The sequence below is a fragment of the Polaromonas sp. P1_A2 genome, assembly GCF_056406895.1.
In genome coordinates this window covers 728363-754645 of sequence record NZ_JBFTZI010000002.1, presented here as the reverse complement: position 1 = coordinate 754645, position 26283 = coordinate 728363, and the positions used below count along the sequence as shown (strand labels likewise).

Annotated in this window: 24 protein-coding genes; 17 read left to right on the top strand and 7 right to left on the bottom strand. The window is 64.7% G+C overall.

Annotated elements, in window-relative coordinates:
• From AC1D09_RS10540 to AC1D09_RS10520, 5 genes are all read left to right on the top strand, one after another.
• The gene (locus AC1D09_RS10540) at positions 1 to 672 is read left to right on the top strand and encodes an RraA family protein (RefSeq protein ID WP_477664584.1); all 672 of its coding nucleotides are present in this window, start codon (positions 1 to 3) and stop codon (positions 670 to 672) included.
• 4 nt (positions 673 to 676) lie between these two features.
• A complete protein-coding gene (locus AC1D09_RS10535) occupies positions 677 to 1339 on the top strand; it encodes an RraA family protein (protein WP_477664583.1) in 663 nt (220 codons plus the stop codon).
• Positions 1336 to 2556 (top strand): pyridoxal phosphate-dependent aminotransferase, encoded by a 1221-nt coding sequence (locus AC1D09_RS10530; RefSeq protein ID WP_477664582.1) that lies wholly within the window; start codon positions 1336 to 1338, stop codon positions 2554 to 2556. Before AC1D09_RS10535 ends, AC1D09_RS10530 begins: the two co-directional genes overlap by 4 nt.
• A 161-nt stretch (positions 2557 to 2717) precedes the next feature.
• Complete coding sequence (locus AC1D09_RS10525) at positions 2718 to 2924, top strand: DUF3606 domain-containing protein (protein ID WP_477664581.1); 207 nt, start codon at positions 2718 to 2720, stop codon at positions 2922 to 2924.
• A gap of 83 nt (positions 2925 to 3007) precedes the next feature.
• A complete protein-coding gene (locus tag AC1D09_RS10520; RefSeq protein ID WP_477664580.1) occupies positions 3008 to 3199 on the top strand; it encodes a hypothetical protein in 192 nt (63 codons plus the stop codon).
• Positions 3200 to 3331: 132 nt separating this feature from the next.
• Here AC1D09_RS10520 and AC1D09_RS10515 read toward each other — a convergent pair whose 3' ends face one another.
• On the bottom strand, positions 3332 to 3934 hold the full coding sequence (locus AC1D09_RS10515) for a TetR/AcrR family transcriptional regulator (RefSeq protein WP_477664579.1): 603 nt from the start codon (positions 3932 to 3934) through the stop codon (positions 3332 to 3334).
• Positions 3935 to 4093: 159 nt separating this feature from the next.
• Here AC1D09_RS10515 and AC1D09_RS10510 point away from each other — a divergent pair, with 159 nt between their 5' ends.
• The 3 genes from AC1D09_RS10510 to adeC are packed head-to-tail and all read left to right on the top strand — an operon-like array spanning position 4094 to position 9906.
• Positions 4094 to 5275, top strand: a complete 1182-nt coding sequence (locus AC1D09_RS10510; RefSeq protein WP_477664578.1) for an efflux RND transporter periplasmic adaptor subunit — start codon at positions 4094 to 4096, stop codon at positions 5273 to 5275.
• Positions 5276 to 5294: 19 nt separating this feature from the next.
• Complete coding sequence (locus AC1D09_RS10505) at positions 5295 to 8459, top strand: efflux RND transporter permease subunit (protein ID WP_477664577.1); 3165 nt, start codon at positions 5295 to 5297, stop codon at positions 8457 to 8459.
• Position 8460: 1 nt separating this feature from the next.
• Positions 8461 to 9906, top strand: coding sequence for an AdeC/AdeK/OprM family multidrug efflux complex outer membrane factor (gene adeC / locus AC1D09_RS10500; protein ID WP_477664576.1), 1446 nt, complete (start codon positions 8461 to 8463; stop codon positions 9904 to 9906).
• A gap of 21 nt (positions 9907 to 9927) precedes the next feature.
• Here the strand turns inward: adeC and AC1D09_RS10495 are convergent, their stop codons facing one another.
• Positions 9928 to 10815, bottom strand: a complete 888-nt coding sequence (locus AC1D09_RS10495) for a helix-turn-helix transcriptional regulator (protein WP_477664575.1) — start codon at positions 10813 to 10815, stop codon at positions 9928 to 9930.
• Positions 10816 to 10983: 168 nt separating this feature from the next.
• Between AC1D09_RS10495 and AC1D09_RS10490 the strand changes: the two genes are divergently transcribed.
• Positions 10984 to 11856 carry a nuclear transport factor 2 family protein gene (locus AC1D09_RS10490; protein ID WP_477664574.1) on the top strand — a complete coding sequence of 291 codons (873 nt, stop codon included), beginning with the start codon at positions 10984 to 10986 and terminating at the stop codon, positions 11854 to 11856.
• A 21-nt stretch (positions 11857 to 11877) separates the two neighbouring features.
• Entirely contained in the window at positions 11878 to 12252 is a 375-nt protein-coding gene (locus AC1D09_RS10485) for an antibiotic biosynthesis monooxygenase family protein (RefSeq protein WP_477664573.1), read from the top strand.
• A gap of 44 nt (positions 12253 to 12296) precedes the next feature.
• Here the strand turns inward: AC1D09_RS10485 and AC1D09_RS10480 are convergent, their stop codons facing one another.
• Positions 12297 to 13178, bottom strand: coding sequence for a LysR family transcriptional regulator (locus AC1D09_RS10480; protein WP_477664572.1), 882 nt, complete (start codon positions 13176 to 13178; stop codon positions 12297 to 12299).
• Between the two features lie 113 nt (positions 13179 to 13291).
• On the opposite strand from AC1D09_RS10480, the gene AC1D09_RS10475 reads away from it, so the two are divergent.
• The 6 genes from AC1D09_RS10475 (at position 13292) to AC1D09_RS10450 (ending at position 20178) form a co-directional block, all read left to right on the top strand.
• A complete protein-coding gene (locus AC1D09_RS10475) occupies positions 13292 to 13741 on the top strand; it encodes a VOC family protein (protein ID WP_477664571.1) in 450 nt (149 codons plus the stop codon).
• 1 nt (position 13742) lies between these two features.
• Positions 13743 to 14345, top strand: a complete 603-nt coding sequence (locus tag AC1D09_RS10470; protein ID WP_477664570.1) for a flavin reductase family protein — start codon at positions 13743 to 13745, stop codon at positions 14343 to 14345.
• Positions 14346 to 14578: 233 nt separating this feature from the next.
• Positions 14579 to 15256: an adenylyl-sulfate kinase gene (cysC, locus tag AC1D09_RS10465; protein ID WP_477664569.1), complete on the top strand. Its 678-nt coding sequence runs from the start codon at positions 14579 to 14581 to the stop codon at positions 15254 to 15256.
• A 107-nt stretch (positions 15257 to 15363) separates the two neighbouring features.
• Entirely contained in the window at positions 15364 to 16467 is a 1104-nt protein-coding gene (locus AC1D09_RS10460) for a sulfotransferase family protein (protein WP_477701040.1), read from the top strand.
• Positions 16468 to 16519: 52 nt separating this feature from the next.
• Positions 16520 to 19105 carry an ATP-binding protein gene (locus AC1D09_RS10455; RefSeq protein WP_477701039.1) on the top strand — a complete coding sequence of 862 codons (2586 nt, stop codon included), beginning with the start codon at positions 16520 to 16522 and terminating at the stop codon, positions 19103 to 19105.
• 362 nt (positions 19106 to 19467) lie between these two features.
• Complete coding sequence (locus AC1D09_RS10450) at positions 19468 to 20178, top strand: hypothetical protein (protein ID WP_477663155.1); 711 nt, start codon at positions 19468 to 19470, stop codon at positions 20176 to 20178.
• A 301-nt stretch (positions 20179 to 20479) separates the two neighbouring features.
• Here AC1D09_RS10450 and AC1D09_RS10445 read toward each other — a convergent pair whose 3' ends face one another.
• Genes AC1D09_RS10445 through AC1D09_RS10435 form a run of 3 tightly spaced genes read right to left on the bottom strand, consistent with a single transcriptional unit; the run spans position 20480 to position 23479 of the window.
• Positions 20480 to 21454 carry a Bug family tripartite tricarboxylate transporter substrate binding protein gene (locus tag AC1D09_RS10445; RefSeq protein ID WP_477663154.1) on the bottom strand — a complete coding sequence of 325 codons (975 nt, stop codon included), beginning with the start codon at positions 21452 to 21454 and terminating at the stop codon, positions 20480 to 20482.
• Between the two features lie 40 nt (positions 21455 to 21494).
• On the bottom strand, positions 21495 to 22469 hold the full coding sequence (locus AC1D09_RS10440; RefSeq protein WP_477663153.1) for a Bug family tripartite tricarboxylate transporter substrate binding protein: 975 nt from the start codon (positions 22467 to 22469) through the stop codon (positions 21495 to 21497).
• 56 nt (positions 22470 to 22525) lie between these two features.
• Positions 22526 to 23479: a 2-hydroxyacid dehydrogenase gene (locus AC1D09_RS10435; RefSeq protein ID WP_477663152.1), complete on the bottom strand. Its 954-nt coding sequence runs from the start codon at positions 23477 to 23479 to the stop codon at positions 22526 to 22528.
• Between the two features lie 108 nt (positions 23480 to 23587).
• Here AC1D09_RS10435 and AC1D09_RS10430 point away from each other — a divergent pair, with 108 nt between their 5' ends.
• Positions 23588 to 24757 (top strand): citrate/2-methylcitrate synthase, encoded by a 1170-nt coding sequence (locus AC1D09_RS10430; RefSeq protein ID WP_477663151.1) that lies wholly within the window; start codon positions 23588 to 23590, stop codon positions 24755 to 24757.
• On the opposite strand, the gene pdxR is transcribed toward AC1D09_RS10430, so the two are convergent.
• The gene (gene pdxR / locus AC1D09_RS10425; protein WP_477663150.1) at positions 24746 to 26185 is read right to left on the bottom strand and encodes a MocR-like pyridoxine biosynthesis transcription factor PdxR; all 1440 of its coding nucleotides are present in this window, start codon (positions 26183 to 26185) and stop codon (positions 24746 to 24748) included. The genes AC1D09_RS10430 and pdxR overlap by 12 nt on opposite strands.
• Positions 26186 to 26283: the final 98 nt, after the last annotated feature.

Genomic DNA, 26283 nt, shown 5'->3' with positions numbered 1-26283 from the left:
ATGGCGGCATTCAATGGAATCGAGATCCACCCCCGGGTGAAAGAAGACGCCGCCGCGCTGGACGCCTTGCGCGGCCTGCCCAGCTCGGTGATCGGCGACGTCATGGGCGGGCGCCTGGTCGGCACGACCGCGCTGCGGCCCGTCAACCGCTCCATCGTCAGCTGCTGCGGCAATGCCTTCACGGTGCGGGTGCGGGCCGGCGACAACCTGCTGATCCACAAGGCCCTGGACATGCTGCAGGCCGGCGATGTGCTGGTGGTGGACGGGGAGGGGGACATCTCGCGCGCGCTGGTGGGCGAGATCATGATGACGACGGCGCGCATGCGCGGCGCCGCGGCCTTTGTGATGGACGGCGCGATCCGCGACGTCGACGCCTTCGAGGCGCAGGGCTTTCCGTGCTGGGCCAGGGGCGTCAGCCTGCGCGGTCCTTACAAGGACGGTCCCGGCAGCATCAACGTGCCTGTCACCGTGGGCGGCCTGTTGGTGCAGCCCGGGGACGTGATGGTTGGCGACTCGGATGGCCTTGTCGCGGTGCCCGCCGCGCTTGCGGCCGAGGTCGCGGGAAAAGCCCACGCCAAGGTGCGGGACGAGCAGGCCACCATCGCCGCGATCCTCGCGGGTACATACTCATCGGCCTGGGTGGATGCCACCCTGAGCCAGAAAGGCGTTTGACACCATGGACAAGCCGACTTTGCAGCGCCTCGCGGCGCTGGACAGCAACACCGTTTCCGACGCACTGGATTTCCTGGGGCTGCCCGGCGCCACCTATGGGCTGAGGCCGCTCTGGGACTGCCCCAAGGTCGTGGGCCGGGCCAGCACCGTCCTGCTGGGGCCCAAGACCGAAGCCAAACCCACGGTCCACCTGATCTCGCCCGTGATAGACGCGGTCACGACGGACGACAGGGTGCTCGTAATCTCGGGTGGCATAGATGGCATTTCGTGCTGGGGCGACATTCTGGCCAACGCCGCCGTAGCCAAGAAAATCCGCGGCACCGTCATTGACGGCTGCAGCCGCGACATCGAAGGCAGCGAGTCCATCGCCTACCCGGTGTACGGCAAGGGCATCACCATGGTCAGCGCGCGCAACCGCGTCGTCCAGCTCGACGCCGGCAAGCCGGTACAAATGGCCGGCGTGACCGTGCACGAAAACGACTACGTGATTGCGGACCGTTGCGGCACCGTCTTTATCCCGCAAGAAAAGATCGAAGAAGTGCTGGCCCTGGGGGAAAAGATCAACCGCCGCCAGGAGGGTATGGTCGCCGCGGTCAGGGCAGGGCGCTCCGTCGCCGACGTGATGCACGACAAGGAGTTTGAAGCCATTGCCGCGGAGCGCAAATGACGCGCGCCCACAGCCTGCTGAACACCCGCCTCGCCGCCGCGCAGCCCTCCGCGACCTACCGCATGATGGACCGCGCCGCGCTGCGCAAGGCGGCCGGACACCCGGTGGTCTCGCTGACTGCGGGAGAGCCCGACTTCGACACGCCGCCCCATGTGCGCGAGGCGGGCATCGCCGCCATTGGGGCGGGGCACACGCGCTACACGCCGGTGGCCGGCTTGCGGGCCTTACGCGAGGCGGTGGCCGCGAAGTACCAGCGCGAGAACGGGCTCGACGTAGCGTGGCGGGACACCATCGTCTGCTCGGGCGGCAAGCAGGTGCTGTACAACGCCTTGGCCGCCACGCTCAACGAGGGCGACGAGGTGATCATTCCGTCGCCATACTGGGTCAGCTACCCGGAGATGGTCCAGATCTGCGGCGGCGTATCCGTGATCGTTGCCTGCGACGCGGCAACCGGTTTCAAGCTGACGCCCGCTGCCCTTGAGGCCGCGATCACGCCCCGAACCAAGTGGCTGATCCTGAACTCCCCGTCAAATCCCACGGGTGCGGTCTATAGCCGCGAAGAACTGGAGGCACTCGGTCGCGCGCTGCTGGCGCACCCGCACGTCCTTATCCTGTCCGACGACATCTACGAGCACCTGATCTTCGACGGCGCGGCGTTTTGCACCCTGGCCCAGGCCGTTCCGGCACTGCAGGAGCGAACGCTGACCATGAACGGTGTGTCCAAGGCCTACGCGATGACGGGCTGGCGCATAGGCTTCGGCACCGGGCCCCGCTGGCTGCTGGAGGCCATGGAAAAACTGCAAGGGCAGCAGACCTCGGGTGCCTGCTCGATCTCGCAACACGCCGCCCTCGCGGCACTCAACGGCCCCAAGGATTTCATCGCGCAAAGCCGCGCCCAGTTCCAGCGGCGGCGCGACCTGCTGGTCGCGCAGCTGAACCAGACCCCGGGGCTGCGCTGCGAGACGCCCGCCGGCGCGTTCTATGCATTTGTTTCTTGTGCCGGCCTGATAGGCAGGCGCAGCGCGGGCGGCGTTCTGCTCGATTCCGATGAAGCCGTGGCGGTCGCGCTGCTCGAGGAGGCGAACGTGGGTGTGGTGCACGGTTCCGCTTTCGGCCTGGCGCATCACCTGCGCTTCGCCTATGCGATCGGTGAGGCGTCCCTGCAACAGGCAGGCGCCGCGGTCCGGGACTTCTGCGCCCTGGCCGGCCCGGCCTGAATCCCCCGAATTCGTAAGCTGGCGTTTCCAGCCACCTCCTCCAATTGGGGGATGCGCTATAGCCCAAAAGGTAGCAGAGTCATGTAGCAGGATGTATCCGGGCCCGGGAACGGCCCGGGCATCTTTCGGCTCCATGAAATGTCCCACCTGAAGGGAGAACCATGATGGCTTCGCGAGCTCCCCCAACCGCCGCGGCGGTTGACCGCATTACCTTGCTTGACCCGCAGGTCGTGCAGGCCTGGTGCGCTGAATTGCAATGCACCGAGCACGAACTGCGCGCGGCCATTTACGCCGTGGGCAGCGATCCCGGGCAGGTCAGGCGCTATTTCGGCCGCCGCAGGGAAACGCCGGAAATGCTGGAGGACTGAGGGTTTCCCTGTAGGTTTTCCACCGAGCCTGGGACAAGGCATCACCCGACCCCATGAATGATTTTGTTTGCGGATGATGCGGCATGAACACTTTAATCCATCCCCCCGTGATTGAGGCCCCCACGCCCGGGGAAGAGCCAGAAGAAGCGTCCAGCACCAGCGAGCTCCTGTTCGGCCTGGCGCTCGGTATCTGCGCGCTCATGGCGGTGCATCTGGCGGGCTACGCGGTGCTTCTCATCGCGCCTGTGCTGAAAGAACTTCTCGACCTGTTCTGAAGCAGAGGCATGCACAAAAGCCGGCTGACCACGCCGGCTTGGAGTGCCACACGAATGCCTGGGGCGCTCAGGCGCCAAACCCTGCGCTTTGGCTGCAATCCGCTTTTCTGAATACGCCACGCAGCCCGGTGTTTACAGGCCATACGCCTCCATAAACACCACCACCGCGCGATCCACCATCTGCTTGATCTGCTGGCGCGTGGGCGGCGGCGCAGCGTTCATCAGTATGCGGTGCTGGGTCTCGGACATCAACAGGGCCGTCAGGTGCATGGTCGCCACCAACGCGTCCTTTTTCTTGAGGCGGCCGCCGTCCATTTCGGACTGGATGAAGGCCGTCACGGTTTCCTCGCCGCGCTTGGGTCCCAGCTCGAAAAAACTGCGGCCTATGTCGGACTGGCCGGACTGCGCCACCACCATGCGGTAGGTGCCCGTGGCCTCCGGCGTGCAGACAAAGGACAGGAACTTCTCGCCGAAGCGGCGCAGCATGCGCGGCAGGTCGTCGCCGCCGGGCGTCAATTCATCGTAGGCCGGCCCCAGGTGGCGCGCGCCGGCATAGGCGGCGACTTCCAGAAACAGGTTTTGCTTGGACGGGAAGTAGCCGTACAGCGTGACCTTGGAGCCGCCCATGCGCGCGGCGATCTCGTCCATGGACGTGCGTTCGTAACCCATTTCCTGGAACACCTGCGAGGCGATTTCAAGGATGGATTCGCGCTTTGCCTCGGTTTTTACTCTCATGTCAACCCTTTTATTTTGAACTGATGAGTTCATTATCGCTTGACACCCCAAATGGGTCAATGTTTAAAATGTACTCACAAGTATGTTTAAGTGGTGATCCGACGGAATGGGTCGCCGAATCCCGATTGTCCAATTCCGCCTCATTCAAGGAGTTTGCCCATGTCTTCGATTCTTTCCCTGGCCCGCGGCGCCGCGGCGTTCACCTTGTTGCCGGTGCTGCTCGCCGCCTGCGGCGATCCGCCTCACGGCCCGCCCGAGGCCTCGGGCCCGCCACAGGTCAGCGTGCAGGTGCTGCAGCCGCAGCGCTTCGCGCTCAACACCGAACTGCCGGGCCGCACCGTGCCTTACCAGATTGCCGAAGTGCGTCCGCAAGTCACGGGACTGATCAAGACGCGCAATTTCGAGGAGGGCGGCCTGGTGAAAGCCGGCCAGGCGCTGTACCAGGTCGACCCGGCCAGCTACCAGGCCAGTTACGACAATGCCCGCGCCACGCTGGCCAGGAATGAAGCCAACCTGCGCGCGACCCGGCTCAAATCGCAGCGCTACAGCGAGCTGGTCGCCATCAAGGCGGTCAGCCAGCAGGACCAGGACGACGCCTCGGCCGCGCTGCAGCAGGCCGAGGCCGATGTGGCCGCGGCCAAGGCGGCACTGGAAAGCGCGCGCATCAACCTGGCTTACACGCGCGTCACGTCGCCGATCTCGGGGCGCATCGGCAAGTCGTCGGTGACGCCGGGCGCGCTGGTCACGGCCAACCAGTCGGCGCTGCTGTCGACGGTGCAGCAGCTGGACCCGATTTATGTGGATGTGACGCAATCGAGCAGCGCGGTGCTGCGGCTCAAGCATGCGCTGGCGCAGGGCGACCTGAAGCGCGGCGGCGCGGATGCCGCCGTCGTCAAGCTGCTGCTGGAAGACGGCAGCACCTACCCGCTGAACGGCAAGCTGCAGTTCTCCGATGTGACGGTCGACCAGGGGACAGGCGCGATCACCCTGCGCGCCGTGTTCCCCAACCCCAAGGCCGACCTGCTGCCCGGCATGTATGTGCGCGCCGTGGTGGAGGAGGGCGTGAGCGAGCAGGCCCTGCTGGTGCCGCAGCCGGCAGTCAGCCGCGACGCCACCGGAAAGCCGGTGGCCTTTGTGGTCGGTGCCGACGGCAAGCTTGAATCACGGGCCATCACCACCGAACGCGCCGTAGGCGACCAGTGGCTGGTGACCTCCGGACTGAAGGCCGGGGACCACCTGGTCGTTGAGGGGCAGCAGAAGGCTCGCCCGGGACAGGCCGTCAAGGTCGTGCCCCCGGCCGCGCCGGCCGTGGCTGCTGTCGCGCGCGTGGCGGCGAACTGAGTTCCAGGAGATTCACACCATGGCTCGTTTTTTTATCGACCGCCCCATCTTTGCCTGGGTACTCGCCATCATCGTGATGCTGGGCGGGGTGATGGCCATCAAAATCCTCCCGATCGCGCAATACCCGACCATCGCGCCGCCGGCCATCGCCATTTCGGCCAACTACCCGGGCGCATCGGCCAAGACGCTGGAAGACACGGTGACCCAGGTCATAGAGCAGAAGATGAAAGGCCTGGACCGGCTGGCCTACATCGCTTCCACCAGCGAATCGTCGGGTGGGGTCACCATCACGCTGACCTTCGAGAACGGCACCGATCCCGATACCGCCCAGGTGCAGGTGCAGAACAAGCTGGCGCTGGCCACGCCGCTGCTGCCGCAGGAGGTGCAGCAGCAAGGCGTGCAGGTCACCAAGTCGGCGAACAATTTCCTGAACGTGCTGGCGTTTGTGTCCAAGGACGGCAAGCTCACCGACGCCGACCTGTCGGACTATGTCGCGGCCAATGTGCAGGACGCGATCAGCCGTGTCGAGGGCGTGGGCGACACGACGCTGTTCGGTGCCTCCTACGCGATGCGCATCTGGCTGGACCCGAGCAAGCTCAACAGCTTCAAGCTGACCCCGCTGGACGTGAAAAACGCGATCCAGGCGCAAAACGCCCAGGTCTCCGCGGGCCAGCTCGGCGGCCTGCCGGCGGTCAAAAACCAGCAGCTCAACGCCACCATCACCGCGCAGACACGGCTCAAAACGGCCGCCGAGTTCGAGGCCATCCTGCTGCGCACGCAGGCCGACGGCTCCGCGGTGCGCTTGAGCGACGTCGCGCGCATCGAACTGGGCAGCGAGAGCTATGCCACCGTCGGCCGCTTCAACGGCAAGCCCGCCGCCGGCCTGGCTATCAAGCTGGCGACCGGCGCCAACGCCCTGGACACGGTGCGCGGCATCGACGCGAAGATAGAGGAGCTCGGCAAGTTCTTCCCGCCCGGCGTGGAGGTGATCAAGCCCTACGACACCACGCCTTTTGTGCGCATCTCGATCGAGGAAGTGGTCAAGACGCTGGTCGAGGCCATCGTACTGGTCTTTGTCGTGATGTACCTCTTTTTGCAGAACTTCCGCGCGACGCTGATCCCGACGATTGCGGTGCCGGTGGTGCTGCTGGGGACTTTCGGCGTGCTGGCGGCCTTCGGTTATTCGCTGAACACCTTGACCATGCTGGCCATGGTCCTGGCCATCGGTTTGCTGGTCGACGACGCCATCGTGGTGGTGGAGAACGTCGAACGCGTCATGAGCGAAGAAGGGCTCTCGCCGCTGGAGGCCACGCGAAAATCCATGGGGCAGATCACCGGCGCCCTGGTGGGCGTGGCATTGGTGCTGGCGGCCGTGTTTGTGCCCATGGCCTTTTTCGGCGGCTCGACCGGCGTGATCTACCGCCAGTTCACGGTCACCATTGTCTCGGCCATGACGCTGTCGGTGCTGGTGGCTTTTGTCCTCACGCCGGCGCTGTGCGCCACGCTGCTCAAGCCCGTGGAAAAAGGCCATGCGCTGGCCACCACCGGTTTCTTCGGCGCGTTCAACCGCCTGTTCGACCGCGGCAACCAGCGCTACCAGGGCGTGGTTCGCCACATGCTGGGCCGCGGCTGGCGCTATATGGCGGGCTACGCGGTGCTTGGGCTGGTGGTGGGCTTTGTGTTCGCCAAGATTCCCGCCGGTTTCCTGCCGGACGAAGACCAGGGCTCGCTGTTTGCGCTGGTGCAGCTGCCGCCCGGCGCCACGCAGGACCGCACGCTGAAGGTGATCGAACAGGTCGAGCAGCACTTCCTGGTGGACCAGAAGGACGCGGTCGATTCGATCTTCACGGTGGCCGGCTTCAGCTTCGCCGGCAGCGGGCAGAACGCGGGCTTCGCCTTCGTCAAGCTCAAGCCCTGGAGCGAACGCACGCGCCCCGAGCTGAGCGCGGCGGCGGTGGCCAACAAGGCGATAGGCCACTTCCAGGCGCTGCGCGACGCGACGGTATTCGCTTTCGCGCCGCCCGCGGTGTCCGAGCTCGGCAACGCCAGCGGCTTTGACCTGATGCTGCAGGACCGCGCCAACCTCGGCCACGACGCGCTGATGCAGGCCCGCAACCAGCTGCTGGATACGCTGATGAAAGAAAAAGGCCTGGTCGCCGTGCGGCCCAACGGCATGGAAGACACGCCCGAGTTCCGGCTTGACATCGACGAGCACAAGGTCGGCGCGCTGGGCCTCTCCATGTCCGACGTCAACAACACCTTCTCGGCCGCCTGGGGCAGCAGCTACGTCAACGATTTCATCGACAAGGGGCGCGTGAAAAAAGTGTTCGTGCAGGCCGATGCGCCGTTTCGCATGCTGCCGGGCGACATCGACAACTGGTTTGTGCGCAACGCCAGCGGCGCGATGGTGCCCTTCAGCGCCTTCGCCAAGGCCGGCTGGACCTCGGGCTCCCCGCGGCTGGAGCGCTACAACGGCGTGCCCTCGGTCGAAATTCTCGGGATGGCCATGCCCGGCGCGATGTCCAGCGGGCAGGCGCTGGACCTGGTGGAGCGCCACGCGGCCAAGCTGCCCGCCGGCATCGGCTTTGAGTGGACCGGCATCTCGCGCCAGGAGCGCGAAGCCGGCGGCGAGGCCATGCTGCTGTACGCGGTGTCCATCCTGGTCGTGTTCCTGTGCCTGGCGGCGCTGTACGAGAGCTGGTCCATCCCGTTCTCGGTGATCCTGGTGGTGCCGCTGGGTGTGCTGGGCACGCTGCTGGGCGCGCTGCTGAGCTGGAAGATGAATGACGTCTATTTCCAGGTCGGCTTGCTGACGACCGTGGGCCTGGCCTCGAAGAACGCGATCCTGATCGTCGAGTTCGCCAAGGACCTGCACGCCCAGGGCATGAGCCTGGTCGAGGCTGCCCTCACCGCGGCGCGCATGCGCTTGCGGCCCATCCTGATGACCTCGCTGGCCTTCATCCTGGGCGTGCTGCCGCTGATGCTGGGCAAGGGCGCCGGGGCCGGCGCGCAGAACGCGCTGGGCACGGCCGTGGTCGGCGGCATGGTCTCGGGAACGGTGCTGGCCATCTTTTTTGTGCCGCTGTTCTTCGTGGTTGTGCGCCGCCTTTTCGACAGGCGGCCCAAAGCCGCAGCCGCGCCGCCGCTGGCGCATCCCGAAACCCCCTTGCTGGAAGGCCGCTGACATGAACCGCCTGACTTTGATCACCCTGGCCTGCGCGGCCGTCCTGGGCGGCTGCAGCCTGATGCCCGCTTATGAACGGCCGGCGCTGCCGGTGCCCGACGCCTACCCGGTGGCCGCTTCGGCATCCGTCCCGGCCTTATCGATGGAGACCGCCGACATCGGCTGGCGCGAGTTTTTCGCCGACGACCGCCTGCGCCGGCTGCTGGCGCTGGCGCTGGCCAACAACCGCGACCTGCGCGTGGCCGCGCTCAACATCGAGAAGGCGCGCGCGCAATACCGTGTGCAGGACGCCGCCCTCTACCCGGGCGTCAATGCCACGGCCAGCCAGAGCGCCACCCGCACTGCCGACAAGCTGCGGCAGCCGGGCAACCCCGAGATCAGCCGCCAGTACAGCGCCAACCTGGGCGTCAGCGCCTACGAGCTCGATGTGTTCGGCCGCGTGCGCAGTTTGAGCGCGCAGGCGCTGGAGCAGTTTTTCGCGACCGAGGCGGCACGCCGCAGCACCCACATCAGCCTGGTGGCCGAAGTGGCGAACGCCTACCTGACCCTGGGCGCCGACCAGGAGCGGCTGGCCCTGGCGCGGGACACGCTCAAAAGCCAGGACGAGTCCTACCGGCTCAACCAGCGCAGCTTCGAGGTCGGCGTGCTGACGGCGCTGGCGCTGCGGCAGGCGCAGACCAGTGTGGACACCGCGCGCGTCGACGTGGCGCGCTACACCGCGCAGGTGGCGCAGGACCGCAATGCGCTGGCCTTGCTGGTGGGCTCGCCGGTGCCGGACGAACTGCTGCCCGCCAAGCTGTCCGATTCGCTCAACGCGTTGCCCGAGCTGCCGGCCGGCCTGCCATCGGCGCTGCTGCAGCGCCGGCCCGACATCCTGCAGGCCGAGCACCAGCTGAAGTCGGCCAACGCGAACATCGGCGCGGCGCGGGCGGCTTTTTACCCGCGCATCAGCCTGACCGCCTCGGCCGGCTCGTCCAGCACCGACCTGGACGGCCTGTTCAAGAGCGGTTCGGGCACCTGGAGCTTTTTGCCGCAGATATCGTTGCCGATTTTTGATGGCGGGGCCAACCGCGCCAACCTGGATATCGCGAAGATCAGCCGCGACATCAACGTCGCCCAGTACGAAAAAGCGATACAGACCGCGTTTCGCGAGGTGTCGGACGCGCTGGCCCAGCGCGGCACGCTGGGTGACCAGCTGGAGGCGCAGCAGTCCCTGGTGGATGCCACGGCCGAGAGCAACACGCTGTCGCGCGCGCGTTTTGCGCAGGGCGTCGACAGCTACCTCGCGGTACTCGATTCCCAGCGCTCGCTCTACAGCGCGCAGCAAAACCTGATAGGCACACGGCTCTCGCGAATGGCCAACCTGGTCACCCTGTACAAGGTACTGGGCGGCGGCTGGTCGGAAGAGAGCGCCGGCAAGCTGGCGGCGGCCGGGCAGGGCGGCTGAGGCCCGGCGCCTGGAAGACGCTCAGGAAGCGCGATGGCCGCTGCGGAATGCCACCGGCGTGGCCAGTGCGATGCGCTTGAAGAACTTGACGAAATTGGTGGGTTCGGTAAAGCCCAGCTCATGCGCTATCTCCGCGATGCTCGCCGGGCTGTGAACCAGCAGGCGCTTGGCCTCCAGTGCAATGCGCTGGTCGATCACCTCCTTGGCGGTCCGGCCGGCGGCCGCCACGCAGGCGCGTGACAGGGTGCTTTCCGAAAACCCTATCCGCCCGGCCATGTCGAGCACGCTGGGGCGTGTCCTGAAGTGCGACTCCAGCTCGCGGCAGAACAGCTGATACACCCTTGCTTCCCGCGCCGCCTCGGGTGTGCCGGCCTGGCCGCGCAGCACGCGGGCCAGCCGCAAAAGCATGGCCAGGACCTCGTGCCGGATGAGGGCGGCATAGCCCAGGCTGCCGTCGAAACGGTCGATGTCGGCCCTGAGCCTGCTGCTGTCGGCCATGGCTTCAATAAACAGGTCCCGGCCAGGCGTGGAAACGCTGGGCCATTGGTCCAGGGCGAGCAACTCCTTGTCCATGGCCGACATGTCCATCGCGGGGGCCAGGGCCTGCGCCGAGATCAAGGTGAGCTGTCCCTGCAGTTCATCGGCCATATGCCATTGCTGCACCTGGCCCGGCCGCACCAGAAGCACCGAGCCGGGCTGCAGGCCATGTTCAATGAAATCGACCATGTGCCGCGCGCGGCCCGCCTGAACCAGCAGCAGGTGGTGGAAATCGACACGCTGCGGTGTCGAGAGCAGGCGTGCGCTGGCGCGTTGCCTGAGCTCATGCAGCGTCATCGCCTCCACGCCCACCTTGGCCAGCCGGGGATTGTTGAAATGGATCTCGGGAATGCGGGGTGCGCTGGCTTTCATGACTTGGGAGTCTAGGGTGGATTTCCTGGGAAATCCTGGTTTTGACCATTAATTGGGGCGATTCAATCTTTTCGACTGCACCCAAGGTGAACAAAATCACCCATGACGAACCGGCAAGGCCTCAGGCCACCACCGACTTTTTCCATCAGCACCTGCCAGGATTTCACCATGACCATCGTTAGCGCGTTTCGCTGGGCCGCAGCGGCATTGGCCATCACCGGCCTTGCCGCCTGCGCTGGCAGGCCATCCCTTCACGCATCCAAGGAGAGCCCATCCGTGAGCCCGCAAAAACAGCAAGTCGTCGCCTTGCTCAAAGCCATAGAAACCGGCGACGCCGCTCCAGTGGCTGTGATCAACCCGAACAAATACATCCAGCACAACCTGTCCGCCGCCGACGGCCTGGCCGGCTTCGGGGCGCTGCTGCAGGCCCTGCCCAAGGGCTCGGCCAAGGCGAACACCGTGCGTGTGTTCCAGGACGGTGACCTGGTTTTTGCCCATACCGAATACAACTTCTTCGGGCCGAAGATCGGCTTCGATATCTTCCGCTTCGAGGACGGCAAGATCGTCGAGCACTGGGACAACCTGCAGGAAACGCCGGCCAAGGCCAACCCCAGCGGCCACACCATGGTCGACGGGCCTGCGCAGCCCACGGACCTGGACAAGACCGGCGCGAACAAGGCGCTCGTGAAGTCCTTTGTCGAGGACATCCTCGTCAACGGCCGCATGGACAAGCTTGCCGCTTATTACGACGGGGACAACTATGTTCAGCACAACCCGCAGATCGCGGACGGCCTGTCCGGCCTCGGCCAGGCGCTGCAGGCCATGGCCAAGGCCGGCGTCACGATGAAGTACGACCGCATCCACCGCGTGCTCGGCGAGGGCAATTTCGTGCTGGTAGCCAGCGAAGGCAGCTTTGCCGGGAAGCCGAGCAGCTTCTACGACCTGTTCCGTGTGCAGAACGGCAAGATCGCCGAACACTGGGACACCATAGAAACCATTGCACCGCGCGCCGAATGGAAGAACGCGAACGGCAAATTCTGATCTCGGCAAGGGAGAACTTCAATGGACATCTCGAAGTGGCTTTATGGCGGCATCATGGCCTGCACGTTCGCGATGCAGGCCGGTGCTGCCGGCGCTGCTGCACCCGCGGCCAAGGTCATCGAAGTCGTGACCTTCAAACTCAAGCCCGGTGTCACGGCGGCGCAGTTCAGGCTTGTCGACCAGGAGGTCGAGGCGCAGCATGTGTCAAAACAGCCCGGCTTTGTCTCGCGCGAGAGCGCAGCGGGTGAAGACAGTGAATGGCTGGTGATCGTGCACTGGCGTTCCGCCGCAGACGCGAACGCCTCCATGGCCAGCTTTGAGAAAGCACCGGCCGCGGCCAGATTCATGGCCAGCCTGGACGCATCGACGATGCGGATGCGGCGATTTGAAAAGTGACCTGGTTCCCGCGGGGCCCGGGCAATCCGCCATTGCGCATGGGATCACCCGGCGCCGGCTGCCGGAATGGCCTCTCTCAGGTGTTTTTCCAGGGACATGACCACCGGCTGCCGCGAACCCAGTCCTTTGCGCAGGATGCCGATCTCGCGGTAAAAAGTCTTGTCGCCCAGGTCAATCGCGCGCACGCCCGGCGGCAAGGGCAGGTAGGCGTCAACCATGGGCACCAGCGCGACCCCCAGGCCTTCGGCGACCAGCTTCATGAGGCCCGCGATCTCGTCAAGTTCGATGGCATCCTGCACGCTGAGTTTGTTGTCGCGCAGGAAGCGCGTTACCAGGCGCCCGCCGAAAGAGGTGCGCTCATAGCGCAAAAAGGGCTGGGTTTCAAGCAGCATGCGCCAGTCCCGGCCCTTGCTGTCTTTGGGGGCCAGCAGCTTGAAGGGCTCGCGCATCAAGGGCTGCCAGCTCATCTCGGGCAGGATGCCGAAGGGCGGCCGGATCATGACGGCCGCGTCGATCTCGGCGCTGTCGAGCTGGTCCATCAGCTTCATCGAAACACCCGGGATGATGTTGACGAGCAGCCTGGGATGGTCTTTGCGCAGCGCCGCCAGCGCGCGCGGCAACACCGAGGACTGCACCGAGGCAATGGCGCCTATGCGCAAGGTGGCGGCGAGTTCCTCTTCGCCGCCCGCATCGCCTAATCTGGCATACAGCGCCACGATGTCTTCGGCGCGCGCGAGCACCCTGGCGCCGGCTTCGTTGAGTACGGCGGAACGCCGCGTGCGGTCGAACAGCGCAAAACCCAGCGATTCCTCCAGCCGCTGGATCTGGCTGCTCACGGCGGACTGGGTCAGGCCGATCTGCTCGCCGGCCGCGGAAAAGCCGCCGTAGCGCACGACCGCGATCAGGGTTTTCAGCTCGGTGATCATCGGGGAGGGCCTTAATTCATCGAAATTATTGATTCTCAGTTTGAATATATATCGTTTTTCAAACTCCATGAATCGCCCTACAGTAAGGTCTTCATGATTTCCCAAGGCTCACGATGACCGCACACAACACCACAGCACCCGCCAAAGTCCTGCCTCCTTTCCACCTGGCATTCCCCGTCCATGACCTGGCCGTGGCGCGCCAGTTTTATGGTGAGCTGCTGGGCTGCTCCGAAGGCCGCAGCTCCAATGAATGGGTGGACTTCAATTTCTACGGCCACCAGATCGTGGCCCATCTGGCGCCCGAAGAATGCGGCCATCGCCAGACCAGCGCAGTGGACGGCCACAACGTTCCGGTCCGCCATTTCGGCGCGATTTTGTCCCTGCCCGAGTGGGATGCGCTGGCGGCGCGCCTGAAGGCGGCCGGCACCAAGTTTGTGATCGAGCCCTATGTGCGTTTCAAGGGCGAACCGGGCGAGCAGGCCACCATGTTTTTCCTGGACCCGTCCGGCAACGCCATCGAGTTCAAGGCCTTTGCCAGCCTGGACAACCTGTTTGCCAAGTGACATGAGCCATTTCAAGGAGGTCGCGCTCCAGCACGCGAGCCGGCTGATCAACCACGGCCCCACGGTGCTGGTGACCAGCGCGCACGGCAAGGCGCGCAATGTGATGGCGGCCGCCTGGTCCATGCCGGTGGAATTCGTGCCGCCGCGTATTTCCGTGGTGATCGACAAGAAGACCTATACGCGCGAACTCATCATGGCCAGCGGCGGTTTCGGCATCTGCATCCCGGGCAGCACCCTGGCCGCCTTGACGCATGCGGTGGGCAGCGAATCGGGCCGCGATATCGACAAATTCGCCCACTACGGCCTGAAAGCCCGCAGCGGCCCTGTCCTGGGCGTTCCCTTGCTGGAAGAGGGCTGCGCGGCCTGGATGGAATGCCGGCTGATCCCCGAGCCGCACACCGAGGACGCTTACGACACCTGTTTTGCGGAAGTCGTCGCCGCGGCCGCCGATGAGCGTGTGTTCCAGCAGGGGCACTGGCGTTTTGGCGATGACAACCGCGAGCTGCAGACCATCCACCACCTGGGCGGCGGTAATTTTGTCAGGTCGGGCGGGATGTTTTATGCGGGTGACGCCGCGGCGGCGCGGCCTCCGGGCTCGCAATGAACATGGGCGCGTGAATCGGAACTTGGCCTTCAGCACGAAGGTAATATTTCCCATAACGCCCATATAGACGAAGGTAGTATTGACTAATCGTCCCCGCAGAGTATCTTGTGCTTTGCCTTTGGTGACCTTTGCGCGCTTCTGTCTGATATTGACCCGCCGATATTGCGCTTGCGCAATATCCAGATTGGCGGATGAACGTATTCAAGCGAGGAACTCTCAGCATGAGAACGTCTATGCGTATGTTCGATGTGGCGAAGGACTCCGCGACTGACATTGCCGCAGCGGCCGTAAAGCCTTCAGAACAGGGCCGCAGCGTGCCTGGCACAGATGTTTTCTACCATGCCGGCACGGTCACCGAGCAATGCAGGCAAGCCTTGCTCGGGCACGCCCCGGCCACAGTCTGGTTGACCGGATTGAGCGGTGCAGGAAAGTCCACACTCGCGTACGCATTGGAAGCCATGCTGCTGGATCTCGCCCACCCTTGCTTCGTTCTGGACGGGGACAACCTCCGCCACGGGCTGAGCAAAGACCTGGGATTCTCTGCGCCAGACCGGCGTGAAAATATTCGGCGCACGGCCGAAGTCGCGCACATGATGAATGAAGCCGGATTGATCGTGATCACAGCCTTGATTTCGCCATTCCGGGACGACCGGAAAATGGCGCGAGCCATCATCGGCGATGCGCGATTTGTTGAAGTCCATGTCAGTACGCTGGCAACCGTCTGTGAACAGCGCGACCCGAAAGGGCTGTATGTGCGGGCGCGCGCCGGACAGCTTGCGGAATTTACCGGAATCTCGTCTCCCTACGAAACGCCGCTCATACCTGATTTGGTGCTCGACACCGACGCATTGCCTTTGAAAGATTCGACCCAGACTTTGCTCGACCTTGTTGCGCAGCGCTGCTTTAAATGAGCCGCAGCACAAAGCGGGCCCCATGATCGACGGGTCGAAAGTTTCTCTGGCCATTTTTCGCTGAATATTTCAGCTTACTCAAGGTAAGCAATAACAGGAGCAGGCGTATGGAGGTAGCAGAAGCAAAGGATGCCGGCGCCCTTGCGCACTCTCGCCCACGGCCCGTGCTGATGATCCCGCTGCGGCGCTGCGGCAGCCATGCCTTGCGCTTGCGCCTGAGCTTCAATCCGCACTTTTACTCGCCCTATCCCTTGCATATCGTGGATTTCATGCCGCTGGTGCCGCTCTATGGCGATCTTTCCGATGACCGGGCGTATTTCCGCATGGTGGTGGACGTGGTGGGTTTGCAGGCGGCAAGCCCGGTCAAGTGGCCCAACGTGGTATTTGATCCGAGGCAGATATTCGAGGCGATACGCCTCGAGAGGCGCAGCGTGCATCGCGTCGTCTGGGAGTTGCTGCTACGCGCCGGGGAGTTGCATGGCGCAAGAATCGTCATGGATAAATCGCTGGACAGCGTGCACTACGCGGACGAGCTGATGAGTTTGTTTCCGCAGCTGCTGTTCCTGAATGTCGTGCGGGATCCGCGCGCGCAGGTGGCCTCCATGACCCGCGCCATCATCCACGACTTCGATGCCACCCTGAACGCGATGGCATGGGTTGATGCGTATCGTGTGGCGCTGTCGCTGGCGGAGCGTTATCCGGAACGGGTGCTTACCGTGCGCTATGAGGACTTTCTTGCCGATCAGGAGAGCACGCTGCGCAAGATCTGCCGCTTCTTCGGCATCGAGTACCTGCCGCAAATGCTGGATGTCACGCGTTCGCACGAGGCACAGCAGCTCTCCCATATGTCGGCGCTCTGGGCTTCGAATTGTTTCGCGCCGATCGCCGCCAACGCGGACAAGTTCAAAACGCAGCTTTCGATGAAGGAAATCGAAGTGATCGAGACCTTGGCGCGCGACTACATGGCGCTTTATGGCTATGAACTGATGACGGATGCGCAGGCAGAGATCAGCGACAGCATGATGGCGCGCTCCCGCGAAGATTCCGAGTTAGCGAAGCGGCGCGCCTGGCACGATCTGGAGCAGGGCGATTACCGGGATTTCATCTTGCGCCGTTTCCGGTCGGACTACCTGCAGCAGGTACACAATCGCCTGGGCCATTTGCCGATGGCCGTTGCGGGCAACGCGGGCGATGCGGCTCGCATGGCGTGAAATTCTTCAATAACGAACGCGGCGAAATTGCATGCGGAACGAAAAGACTGCGATGAAACATTGGCAATTCGGCGGCATCAAAGGAAAACTCCTCGTTGGCCTGGGTTCCATGCTGGGATTCACCGCGTTGATCGCCATCACGGGCGTGTGGTGGATCATGAAGCTGGAGCGCGTCAACGACGAGGCGGTTGACGCGGGACTGACGGTGGAGCGGCAGATCAAGGAATGGCACCGCCTGACGCGGGCCAATACCTTGCGGACGCTGCTTTTGCTCAAAACCAATGACCCGGTACTGGAAAAGGAAGTTCGCGCCGAGATCGACGAAACGGTCAAAAAAGTCAACGGCATCCTGCGCAATCTGGACACGGCCCTGCACGATGACCCGATTGTGGAAACCTTTTCCGCGGCAACCGAGCGGCGCCTGCAATACCAGAAGATCCGCGCCGACGCATTCCAGGCCAAAAAGGCCGGCGACGAGCGCGAAGTCAGCCGCATCATCGAGCAGGAACTGATGTATGCGCAGAACAGCTTTCAGGCCGCGGTACAACAGCTGTCCGACGAGCAGGTCGCGCATATGCAGGAACTGGTCGCGAGCAACAATGCGCAGTCGGAACAGGCGCGATTCATCGTTGCAGTCTCCACGTCCATCGCGTTCGTCCTGGCGCTGCTGTTCTGGCTGGTGGCGCACAAACGCTCCAGGGAGGTCGAGCGCTCGCTGAACCACCAGCTGTCGGAAAGCACGGAACTGCAGCAGGCAATCCTGGACAGCGCCAATTTCTCCATCATCTCGACGGATATCAACGGAGTGATCCGCCTGTTCAACAATGGGGCGCATCGCATGCTGGGTTATTCAGCCAGCGAGCTCTTCGCCCGGCAAACACCCGACTTGCTGCACGACGAAACCGAAATGGCGGAGCGCGCGCAACAGCTGAGCCTTGAACTGGGACAACCGGTCAAAGCCGGTTTTGAAGCGCTCGTTGCCAGGGCGCGCGGCGGTTTGGCGGACGAACGGGAATGGACTTATATCCGCAAGGACGGCAGCCGTTTGCCTGTCATGGTATCGGTCACAGCGCTGAGGGATGAGCAGCTTGCGCTGACGGGTTTTCTTTGCGTTGCCTACGACCTGATAGAGCGCAAGAGGGTCGAAAACATGAAAAATGAATTCATTTCGACGGTCTCGCACGAATTGAGAACCCCGCTCACCTCCATTCGCGGCTCGCTCGGGTTGATCTTCGGCGGCGTGGGCGGCGAGTTGCCCGAGGCCGTGAAGAACCTGGTGGGCATCGCCAAGAGCAACTGTGAGCGCCTGATCCGGCTGATCAACGACATGCTGGACAGCGAGAAGATCGAATCCGGCAAGATGCGCCTGGACCTGCAGGTCATCGACCTCAGGCCGCTGATCCAGCAGGTGCTGGCCGCCAACGAGGGATTCGCGGGCCAGTACGGCGCGACCTTGCGGCTGCAGGCGCCCGATGCGCCGCTGCAGGTGCGCATTGACGGGGACCGCATGATCCAGGTGCTGACCAACCTGCTGTCCAATGCCGTGAAATTTACGCCGCAGGGCGGGGTCGTGGAGGTGCGGGTGTCGCGCGAGGCCCAGGGTGTACGGGTCGAAGTAGTGGACAGCGGACCCGGTATTCCGGAGGAGTTTCGCGGCCGCATCTTCCAGAAATTTTCGCAAGCGGACTCTTCCGACACCCGGCAAAAAGGCGGGACCGGTCTCGGGCTCAACATCTCCAAGGCGCTCATCGAGAAGATGGGCGGCCGCATAGGCTTTAGCAGCACGCTGGGCACGGGCACGACCTTTTTCTTCGAGCTGCCCGAATGGCAGAGCCAGGTGCCGCTGCTGCAGCCGTTCCGGGCCAAGGCTGACGCCTTCCAGCCGCGCATCCTGATTTGCGAGGACGACCCCGACGTGGCCAGGCTCATCAGCATGATGCTGGCCAAGGCGGGATTTGAGGCCGAGATGGCCTACAGCGCTGAACAGGCTCTGGCCTGCCTTGCGCAGAACAACTACGATGCCGTGACCGTGGACCTGAAGCTGCCCGGCCAGAACGGTATCGCCTTCATCAGTGCGCTGCGCGACAACGAAAGCACACGCAAGCTGCCGGTCGTGGTGGTCTCGGCCCTGGCCGAGGAAGGGCGGCTGGAGTTCAACCACAAACCGCTCACTGTCTCGGATTGGCTGCAAAAGCCAATTGATGAAGATCTGCTGGTCCTCAGCGTACGCCGGGCCGTCGCCGGCATGCAGGCCGGCAAGCCGCGCATACTGCATGTGCAAGCCGATCTCGATATCCAGCGCATCGTTGCCGCGGTGGCCCAGGATTTCGCCAACTTCACATCTGCCGCCACGCTGGACGAAGCCCGTGCCCTGCTGCGGGAGCAGCCCTTTGACCTGGTGCTGCTGGACCTGGGGCCGGGCAAGGAGTCAAGCTGGGACCTGGTCGAGGACATTGACGCGCTCGATCCGCGGCCGCCGGTGATCGTGTTTTCGCCCAGCGACACGGACCTGGCGGAAGATAAGCGGGCCGAGGCAGTCCTGCTCAAGGCCCGTACCTCCAGCATGGAGCTGTTAAGCACCATCCAGCGTATTCTGCAGATTCCCGCAGACCCAGGCACCGCCGCCCCGACCCCCTGAGCAGCCCCATGCGGGCAGCGCCGGATTAACTTCGTGAGGTGGGGATGAAAAATTTTTACGGCGGCGCCGTGAAGGCGGGCCTGCATCCGCAGGCAAAGCCCGCTCGGCCTTCATCAGCACACCACAGCGATCACGCAGCTCGCCTGCGAGCGCGCGTGGCCCTGCCAACTATTTCACGTTCTCCAGGAATAAATCCCGCCCCGGAAACGCTTCGTTGCAATTCATGTGCGTGCCTCTCCAGGCCGCTGTGGGGCGCTCGCTAAGATGGCCCGCGGCGCGGCAGGGACGCGCCGTCGCAACGCAGGCCAAAGGGAATGTTTGCCCAAGGCCTGTTTTTTTTATCGAGAACCTAAGGGAGAAGCATGATTACAAGTTTGAAAAACAAGAAGTTTTTACTCGCCATAGTGGTAGCAGTCACCACATTGGGCCTCTCGGGTCAGTCTTTCGGCCAAGCCAAGGCCACCGACATCGTCGGCCTCAAGTTGGGCATGTCACCTGATGAGGCGCGCGCGGCGCTTAAGGCACATGACGCTACGATGAAGATCGCCGACCTGGCGAGCTGGAGGGCCCAGCCTGGCGTCCCAGCCTCGATAGCCAAGATCCGTGGTTGCAGCTCAGCGGTGCCTGATGGGCCATGCAAAGACGAAATCGTCGTTACCTTTGGTCATCTCTCTAAAAAGGCATTGTTTGTCACGCGTGTGCTGAAGGTCGGCAACGGCGTGCTGCATCAGGCCGCTGTCGACAGCCTGATCCAAAAATACGGCCAACCGACTTTCCGCGGCAGCCCGAACAGCTTACTCTGGACCTATACGGCAGCTGGTGCGCCGGTTGGTAATACGGAATGCGCCGTTAGTGCCCAGTCTCCGATCGAGAGTGTCACGCCGAAACCACAATGCGGTACGGCCACCTCTGCAAACATCCTGGCTGGCCCAGGCGCGCTTGCCTCGGAAATCCATGTGGCAACCTATGAAGGCCAGCGCCTGGTTGACGAGCGCGCATTGCTGGTCGCCGCGGTCAAAGCACATCAAGAAGAGATCGAGCGCGCGGCCAAGGGCAACAAGGTCAAGTTATAGAGAGCGGCATTTTCCGCTTGTCGGCGCGGGCTCCGCGCCGACAAGCCTTGGACAATTACAACCATCCTCGTCCTTACGGCTCGCTCGGCCACTTGACCCCGAGCGAGTTCGTCCGGAGAAGCTCAGTTCAACCCGAGGAGGCGGCCAATCACCGATCCTCTGTCCAACTCGCCCGCCCGAAACACGGCCGGGCTTGCGCTTTGACGAGCAGGCAAAAAAATCCCGCAGTTCTCATGCGGGATGAAGTTGTCACCACCAAAGTGACAGGAGAGACAACAGGGAGAGATTCAGCGGGCCGGGGTCACTCCGCCTGGATGTTCGCGGCCTTGACGACCTTGGCCCATTTGGCGAGGTCGGACTTGATCAATGCGGCGTATTCCTGGGGTGTGCCGCCCTGTATCTCTATGCCGGCGGCCTCGAGCTTGGCTTTGACGTCGGGCAATTTGAGCGCCGCGTTGATTTCAGTGTTGAGCCGGGTGACGACGGCCGGCGGCGTGCCGGCCGGCGCGAGAAAACCGCCGTTGGTGTTGGCGTCATAGCCCTTGAGTCCCTGCTCGTCGGCCGTCGGGACGTCCGGCAGCGACATGGCACGCTTGCGTGTCGACACGGCGAGCGCCCGGACGTTGCCGGCCTTGACCTGCGACTGGATGGCGCTGATGGTGTCTATGTACAGCGCGGTGCGGCCCGCCAGCAAATCCGGGTGGGCGGCCGAAGAACCTTTGTAGGGCACCAGCAGCATCTGCGCGCCACTGGCCATGCGGAACATCTCGGCCGCCATTTCCTGGGCGCTGCCGCGGCCCGAGGTGGCGACCTTGGCCTGGTCCGGGTTGGCTTTCATCCAGGCCACGAACTCGGGCAGGGTCCTGGCCGGAATCTGCGGGTACATGGCAAACACCAGCGGAACCTCGTGGGTGTAGACAATGGGCTCAAAGCTTTTTTCGGGGTCCCAGCCTAGGTTTTTGAACAGGAATTTGTTGGTGTTGTGGCTGCCGCCCACGATGCCTATGGTGTAGCCGTCGGGCGCGGACTTGGCGAGGACTTCGGTGCCCAGGTTGTTGGAGGCGCCGGGCCGGTTGTCGACGATCACCGGCTGCCCCATGGAGGCCGCCAGCTTGTCGCCGACGACCCGGGCAATGGTGTCTATGGCACCGCCGGGCGGCGCGGGCACGATGATCTTGATGGCGCGCGTGGGGTAGGCCTGGGCGAGGGCCAGGGCCGGGACCAGAGCCAGCGAGGCCGAAACGGCAAGGGCCCTGATGAGGGTTGTGCGTTGCATGTTTATTTGTCTCCTTGTTTGTGGTTCGGGCCCGCTCACCTTATTGCGTGGTGATCTTGCGGCTGCGGATGATCTGGGCGTAACGGGTTTTGTCCGCTGCAATCAGTTTGGAGAATTCCTGCGGCGAGGTGGTGCGCGGCACGGCGCCCAGCGAGGCGAAACGCGCCTTGACCGCTTCATCGGCCATGACGGCGCGCACATCGGCGGCGATCTTCTCCACCAGATCGGGCGGCGTGCCCGCGGGCGCCAGCAGGCCTATCCATGAAATCGCGTTAAAGCCCGGGAGCGCGCTTTCCGAGAGGGTGGGCACATCGGGCAGGGCGGCGACGCGCTTGTCGCCGGTCACGGCCAGGGCGCGAAGTTTGCCGGCCTTGATGTGGCCCGAGGCCTCCAGCACGGTCATAAAAGACAGCTGCACATGGCCTGCGATGAGGTCGGCGATGGCCGGCCCGCCGCCGCGGTAGGGCACATGCAGGATGAAGGTGCCGGTCTGGTCCTTGAACATCTCGGCGGCAAGGTGGGGCGCGCCGCCGGCGCCTGAGCTGCTGTAGGTCAGCTGGCCGGGCCGGGACTTGGCCTGCGCAATGAATTCGGCGGCGGTCTTCGCGGGCACCGCCGGGTTGACCATCATGGCCAGCGGCAGTTCGGCCACCAGCGACACCGGGGCAAAGGCGCTGTCCGGGTCATAGGGCAGTCTGGGATACAGCGAGGGGTTGATGGCCTGGGTACCGATATTGCCCAGCAGCAAGGTGTAGCCGTCACGCGGCGCCTTGGCCACGAAGTCGGCGCCTATCTGCCCGGCCGCGCCGCCCTTGTTGTCGACGATCACGGGCTGGCCCCAGCGTTTGGTCAGCTGCTCGGCAATGATGCGGCCGCCCGTGTCGCTGCCGCCGCCGGGCGGGAAGGGCACCACCAGCGTGACCGGCCGGGTGGGAAAGGTCTGCGCACCAGTGCCGGTGCAGGCGAGGGCGGCCACGGCGAAAGCCATGGCAAGGGCAAGAGGTCTGCTGATCATTTTTTGTCTCCATCATTTGTTTTTAGGTTCGGTCTGCAAAAGGCGAACGCGGGGCCCTAGGTCGTCAGGCTCATGGCCGGCCGCTGGCCCGCCAGGGCCTGGGCAATGCTGTCCAGCACCATCTCGCCCATGGCGGTCCGGGTTTCCCAGGTGGCGCTGGCGCGGTGGGCCTGTAGCGTCACGGCGTCGGATTGGCGCAGCGCCAGGGGCACGCGCGGTTCGTCGACAAAAACATCCAGGCCCGCGCCGGCAATGCGGCCGGCGACCAGGGCCTCAGTCAGGTCGGCCTCGTTGACCAGCCGGCCGCGCGCGATATTGACCAGGAAGCCGCGCGGGCCCAGCGCGTCCAGCACGGCGGCATTGATGATGCCTTCAGCCTTGTCGGCCGCGGCGCAGAGCACCAGCGCATCGGAGCCGCGCGCCAGCGCCAGCAGGTCAGGCACATACGGATGGGCAACGCCGTTGATGGGCGCCAGGTCGGTGTAGCTGACAGGGCAGGCAAAGGCCGCGGCCCGCTGCGCCACGGCGCGCCCGACCCGGCCCATGCCGACAATGCCCACGCGCATGCCGCTGAAGCGGCGGGCCAGCGGAAGGGCGCTGGGCTGGGGACGCAGCTCCCATTGGCCTTCGCGCACAAAGCGGTCGCCCGCGCACAGGTTGCGGCAAGTGGCGATCAGCAGGCCTATGGCCAGGTCGGCAACGTCTTCGGTCAGCGCGCCCAGGGTCGCGGTGACGGGCAGGCCGCGGGTCCGGCAGTAGGCCAGGTCGACCGCGTCGGTGCCGACGCCGTTGACGGCCACCACCTTGAGCCCGGGCAGTTGCTCCAGCATGGCCCGTGAAATGCCGGTATGCCCGCCGGTGATGGCTGCGTCCATGGACGCGCCATGCTCCCGCAGCCAGGCTTGCGGGTCGGCCAGCTCAAACAGCTTGTGCACGGTGTAAAGGGAAGCCAGCTTGTCGTTGATGGCGGGGATCAGGATGGGGTTGAGTTGGAGGATCCGGGGTTTCATGGAGAGGGTTCAGTTCATGGGGCGAGGTGAAGCGCATGGTATGAATGAATTGATATGATCGTCAATATTGATGTATAAAATCAATATAAATTCATTCTTCCCATCACCATGGCTTCCTGGATTTCAATGAACGAGGCTTGCGAGCTTCTCGGTGTGCGGCCGCAGACGATTTACGCCTATGTCAGCCGCGGCAAGCTCGAGGTCGCACCCGACCCGGCCGACACGCGGCGCAGCCTGTACCGCGCAGAAGACGTGGCGGCCCTGGCCAAACGCAAACAGGCCGGCCGCAAGCACGAGACCGTGGCCGCCAACACGCTGTTCGGCGCGGAACCCAGCATCCCGACGGCGCTGACAGCCTTTTTCCGCGGGCGCCCGTATTACCGGGGCCGGGACGTGATCGGCCTGGCGGCCTCCGCCACCCTGGAGGAGGTGGCGCAGCTCTTGTGGAATGCCGAACAGGCGGTCGATTTTTCGTCGCCTGAAGCAGCGCCGGGCAAGCCGGGCAGGGCCCTGGCCTTCACCGCCCTGGCCGGCCTGGCGGCCGAAGGGCATTCGACGCGCGGGCGCCTGACGCGGGTGCTGCACGGCGAGGGGCAGCGCCTGGTGGGCCTGGTGGCCAACGCCTTCGGCGCCCGGCAAGGGAGCAAGCCGCTGCATGTGCGCCTCGCGCAAGGCTGGAAACAGCCGTCCGAGGTGGCCGAACTGCTGCGCACGGCCATGGTCTTGCTGGCCGACCACGAACTCACCGGCTCGGCTTTCGCCGCGCGCATTGCGGCCTCGACAGGCGCCTCATTGCCGGCCTGCCTGCTGGCGGGATTGACCACCCTCTCGGGCCCGCTGCACGGCGATGCCTCCGGCCGTGTCCACGCCCTGTTCGGCGAGGTGGAGCGGCTCGGCGAAGACAGGGCCATAGACCATTACCTGTCGACCGGCCTGGCCTTGCCGGGGTTCGGCCACCACATCTACCCGGACGGCGACCCGCGCGCGGCCGCGCTGCTGGCCTTGTTTGAGCCTTCAAAAATGATCACGCGCTTTATCGAACAGGCCACGCAGCTGACCGGCCTGCAGCCCAATATCGACGTGGCCCTGGCCGCGCTGGTCGCCCACCACCAGCTGCCGGCCGATGCGGCCTTCGCGCTGTTCGCGACCGCGCGCAGCGTGGGCCTGCTGGCGCACAGCCTGGAGCAGCTGGGTGTTGCCCAGGTGATCCGGCCGCGCGGGCGTTATGTGGGCGTCATGCCGGACATGCCGCAGGGCAGGGCGGGCTTAGCCCAATAGCTTGACCAGGGCCCGCAACCCGGTGGTCACCTCGCCGTCGCCGATCAGGCCCAGCCCAAAAGTCAGGCCGTTGTAGCGCAGCCGCCGAAGCCCGGACCTGTCCAGCGCTTCCACCGCGATGCCCGCCTCGGCGGCCGCGCGCGCCACCTTGTACGCCTCGAACTGCGGCGCCAGCATCGCGCTCACATGCAGCCCGGCGGCCGACGGCAGCGGTATCAGCAGCCCTTCCGCATGCTGCTCCATCGCCTGCAGCAGGGCGTCACGCCGCGCCGCATAGACGCGGCGCATGCGCCGCACATGCCGTGCGAGATGCCCTTCGCGGATAAAGGCGGCCAGCGCCAATTGCGTCAGCAAGGGCGGCGCGCCCTGCGTGGCATGCAGCGCCGCCGCGAGCCGCTCCCGCGCCCAGGCCGGCGCCACCACAAAGCCGGCGCGCAGGGCAGGGAACATCACCTTCGAAAAAGTACCGACATAAAACACCAGGCCGTTGTCGTCCAGCGAATGCAGCGCGTCCAGCGGTCCCCCGCCGTAGCGGAACTCGCCGTCATAGTCGTCTTCGATCACGACGGCCTGGTGTTGCCGCGCGAATTCCAGCAGCTGCGAGCGGCGGTTCAAGGACATTGCGGTGCCGACCGGGAACTGGTGCGAGGGCGTCACGCAGATCACCCGGGCCTCTGGCGGCAGGCGGTCCACGCGCAGGCCTTCCTTGTCGAGCGGCACGCGCTGCAGCTGGGCGCCGCGAAACGCCATGGCCGCGTGCAAGGGCGCATAACCCGGGTCCTCGACGGCCACCACCGTGGCCTGCGGCGTGACCAGCAGGTCGGCCAGCAGGGCGAAGGCATGCTGCGCGCCCGAGGTGATGACCACGTCATCGGCGCTGCAGGCCACTGCACGCGACAAGGACACATGGCCGGCAATCGCTTCGCGCAGCTGGAGGTCGCCGGCGGGGTCGGTGTAGGCCCTGGGGGCGCGCGCGAAGTCGTGCTGGGCGCGGGCGCAGAGGCGCCGCCAGCCGGCCCAGGGAAACTGCGAGTGGTCCGGCAGGCCCACGCGGAAGTCAAAACGCGGCCCAGGCGGCATGGCTTCGGCGGACCAGGGCGCCACGCGCCGCCATGCGTCGGGCAGGTCGGCGCGTGGCGGGCCGGCCGGGCTTGACGGCGGCGCCGCGTGGCCGCGCGGCGGCAGGGTCGCCGCGACAAAAGTGCCGGCGCGCTGGCGCGGCAGCAGATAACCTTCGGCCGCCAGGTGGTCATACGCGGCCAGCACGGTGTTGCGCGACACGCCCAGCCGGTCCGCGAGTTCGCGCGTGGTCGGCAGCCGCACGCCCGCGGCCAGGCGCCCGTCGATGATCGCCGCCCGGATCTGCCGGTGCAGGGCGGCGAAGCGCTCCCGCGAGCCGGCCGCGGGCATGTCGATATGAAATTCCATGCCTGTTATGGCCCTTATGGATTAGCAAATTGTGGAGCTTCAAAGGTACCAGATGGCATGCCATGCTGCGGGCCGGAAACATGAAATAAAACCTGAAA

Bases quoted from the DNA above. Each gene is read 5' to 3' on its own strand.
- AC1D09_RS10540 (WP_477664584.1), top strand. From the start codon at position 1: ATGGCGGCATTCAATGGAATCGAGATCCACCCCCGGGTGAAAGAAGAC.
- AC1D09_RS10535 (WP_477664583.1), top strand. From the start codon at position 677: ATGGACAAGCCGACTTTGCAGCGCCTCGCGGCGCTGGACAGCAACACC.
- AC1D09_RS10530 (WP_477664582.1), top strand. From the start codon at position 1,336: ATGACGCGCGCCCACAGCCTGCTGAACACCCGCCTCGCCGCCGCGCAG.
- AC1D09_RS10525 (WP_477664581.1), top strand. From the start codon at position 2,718: ATGATGGCTTCGCGAGCTCCCCCAACCGCCGCGGCGGTTGACCGCATT.
- AC1D09_RS10520 (WP_477664580.1), top strand. From the start codon at position 3,008: ATGAACACTTTAATCCATCCCCCCGTGATTGAGGCCCCCACGCCCGGG.
- AC1D09_RS10515 (WP_477664579.1), bottom strand. From the start codon at position 3,934: ATGAGAGTAAAAACCGAGGCAAAGCGCGAATCCATCCTTGAAATCGCC.
- AC1D09_RS10510 (WP_477664578.1), top strand. From the start codon at position 4,094: ATGTCTTCGATTCTTTCCCTGGCCCGCGGCGCCGCGGCGTTCACCTTG.
- AC1D09_RS10505 (WP_477664577.1), top strand. From the start codon at position 5,295: ATGGCTCGTTTTTTTATCGACCGCCCCATCTTTGCCTGGGTACTCGCC.
- adeC (WP_477664576.1), top strand. From the start codon at position 8,461: ATGAACCGCCTGACTTTGATCACCCTGGCCTGCGCGGCCGTCCTGGGC.
- AC1D09_RS10495 (WP_477664575.1), bottom strand. From the start codon at position 10,815: ATGAAAGCCAGCGCACCCCGCATTCCCGAGATCCATTTCAACAATCCC.
- AC1D09_RS10490 (WP_477664574.1), top strand. From the start codon at position 10,984: ATGACCATCGTTAGCGCGTTTCGCTGGGCCGCAGCGGCATTGGCCATC.
- AC1D09_RS10485 (WP_477664573.1), top strand. From the start codon at position 11,878: ATGGACATCTCGAAGTGGCTTTATGGCGGCATCATGGCCTGCACGTTC.
- AC1D09_RS10480 (WP_477664572.1), bottom strand. From the start codon at position 13,178: ATGATCACCGAGCTGAAAACCCTGATCGCGGTCGTGCGCTACGGCGGC.
- AC1D09_RS10475 (WP_477664571.1), top strand. From the start codon at position 13,292: ATGACCGCACACAACACCACAGCACCCGCCAAAGTCCTGCCTCCTTTC.
- AC1D09_RS10470 (WP_477664570.1), top strand. From the start codon at position 13,743: ATGAGCCATTTCAAGGAGGTCGCGCTCCAGCACGCGAGCCGGCTGATC.
- cysC (WP_477664569.1), top strand. From the start codon at position 14,579: ATGCGTATGTTCGATGTGGCGAAGGACTCCGCGACTGACATTGCCGCA.
- AC1D09_RS10460 (WP_477701040.1), top strand. From the start codon at position 15,364: ATGGAGGTAGCAGAAGCAAAGGATGCCGGCGCCCTTGCGCACTCTCGC.
- AC1D09_RS10455 (WP_477701039.1), top strand. From the start codon at position 16,520: ATGAAACATTGGCAATTCGGCGGCATCAAAGGAAAACTCCTCGTTGGC.
- AC1D09_RS10450 (WP_477663155.1), top strand. From the start codon at position 19,468: ATGATTACAAGTTTGAAAAACAAGAAGTTTTTACTCGCCATAGTGGTA.
- AC1D09_RS10445 (WP_477663154.1), bottom strand. From the start codon at position 21,454: ATGCAACGCACAACCCTCATCAGGGCCCTTGCCGTTTCGGCCTCGCTG.
- AC1D09_RS10440 (WP_477663153.1), bottom strand. From the start codon at position 22,469: ATGATCAGCAGACCTCTTGCCCTTGCCATGGCTTTCGCCGTGGCCGCC.
- AC1D09_RS10435 (WP_477663152.1), bottom strand. From the start codon at position 23,479: ATGAAACCCCGGATCCTCCAACTCAACCCCATCCTGATCCCCGCCATC.
- AC1D09_RS10430 (WP_477663151.1), top strand. From the start codon at position 23,588: ATGGCTTCCTGGATTTCAATGAACGAGGCTTGCGAGCTTCTCGGTGTG.
- pdxR (WP_477663150.1), bottom strand. From the start codon at position 26,185: ATGGAATTTCATATCGACATGCCCGCGGCCGGCTCGCGGGAGCGCTTC.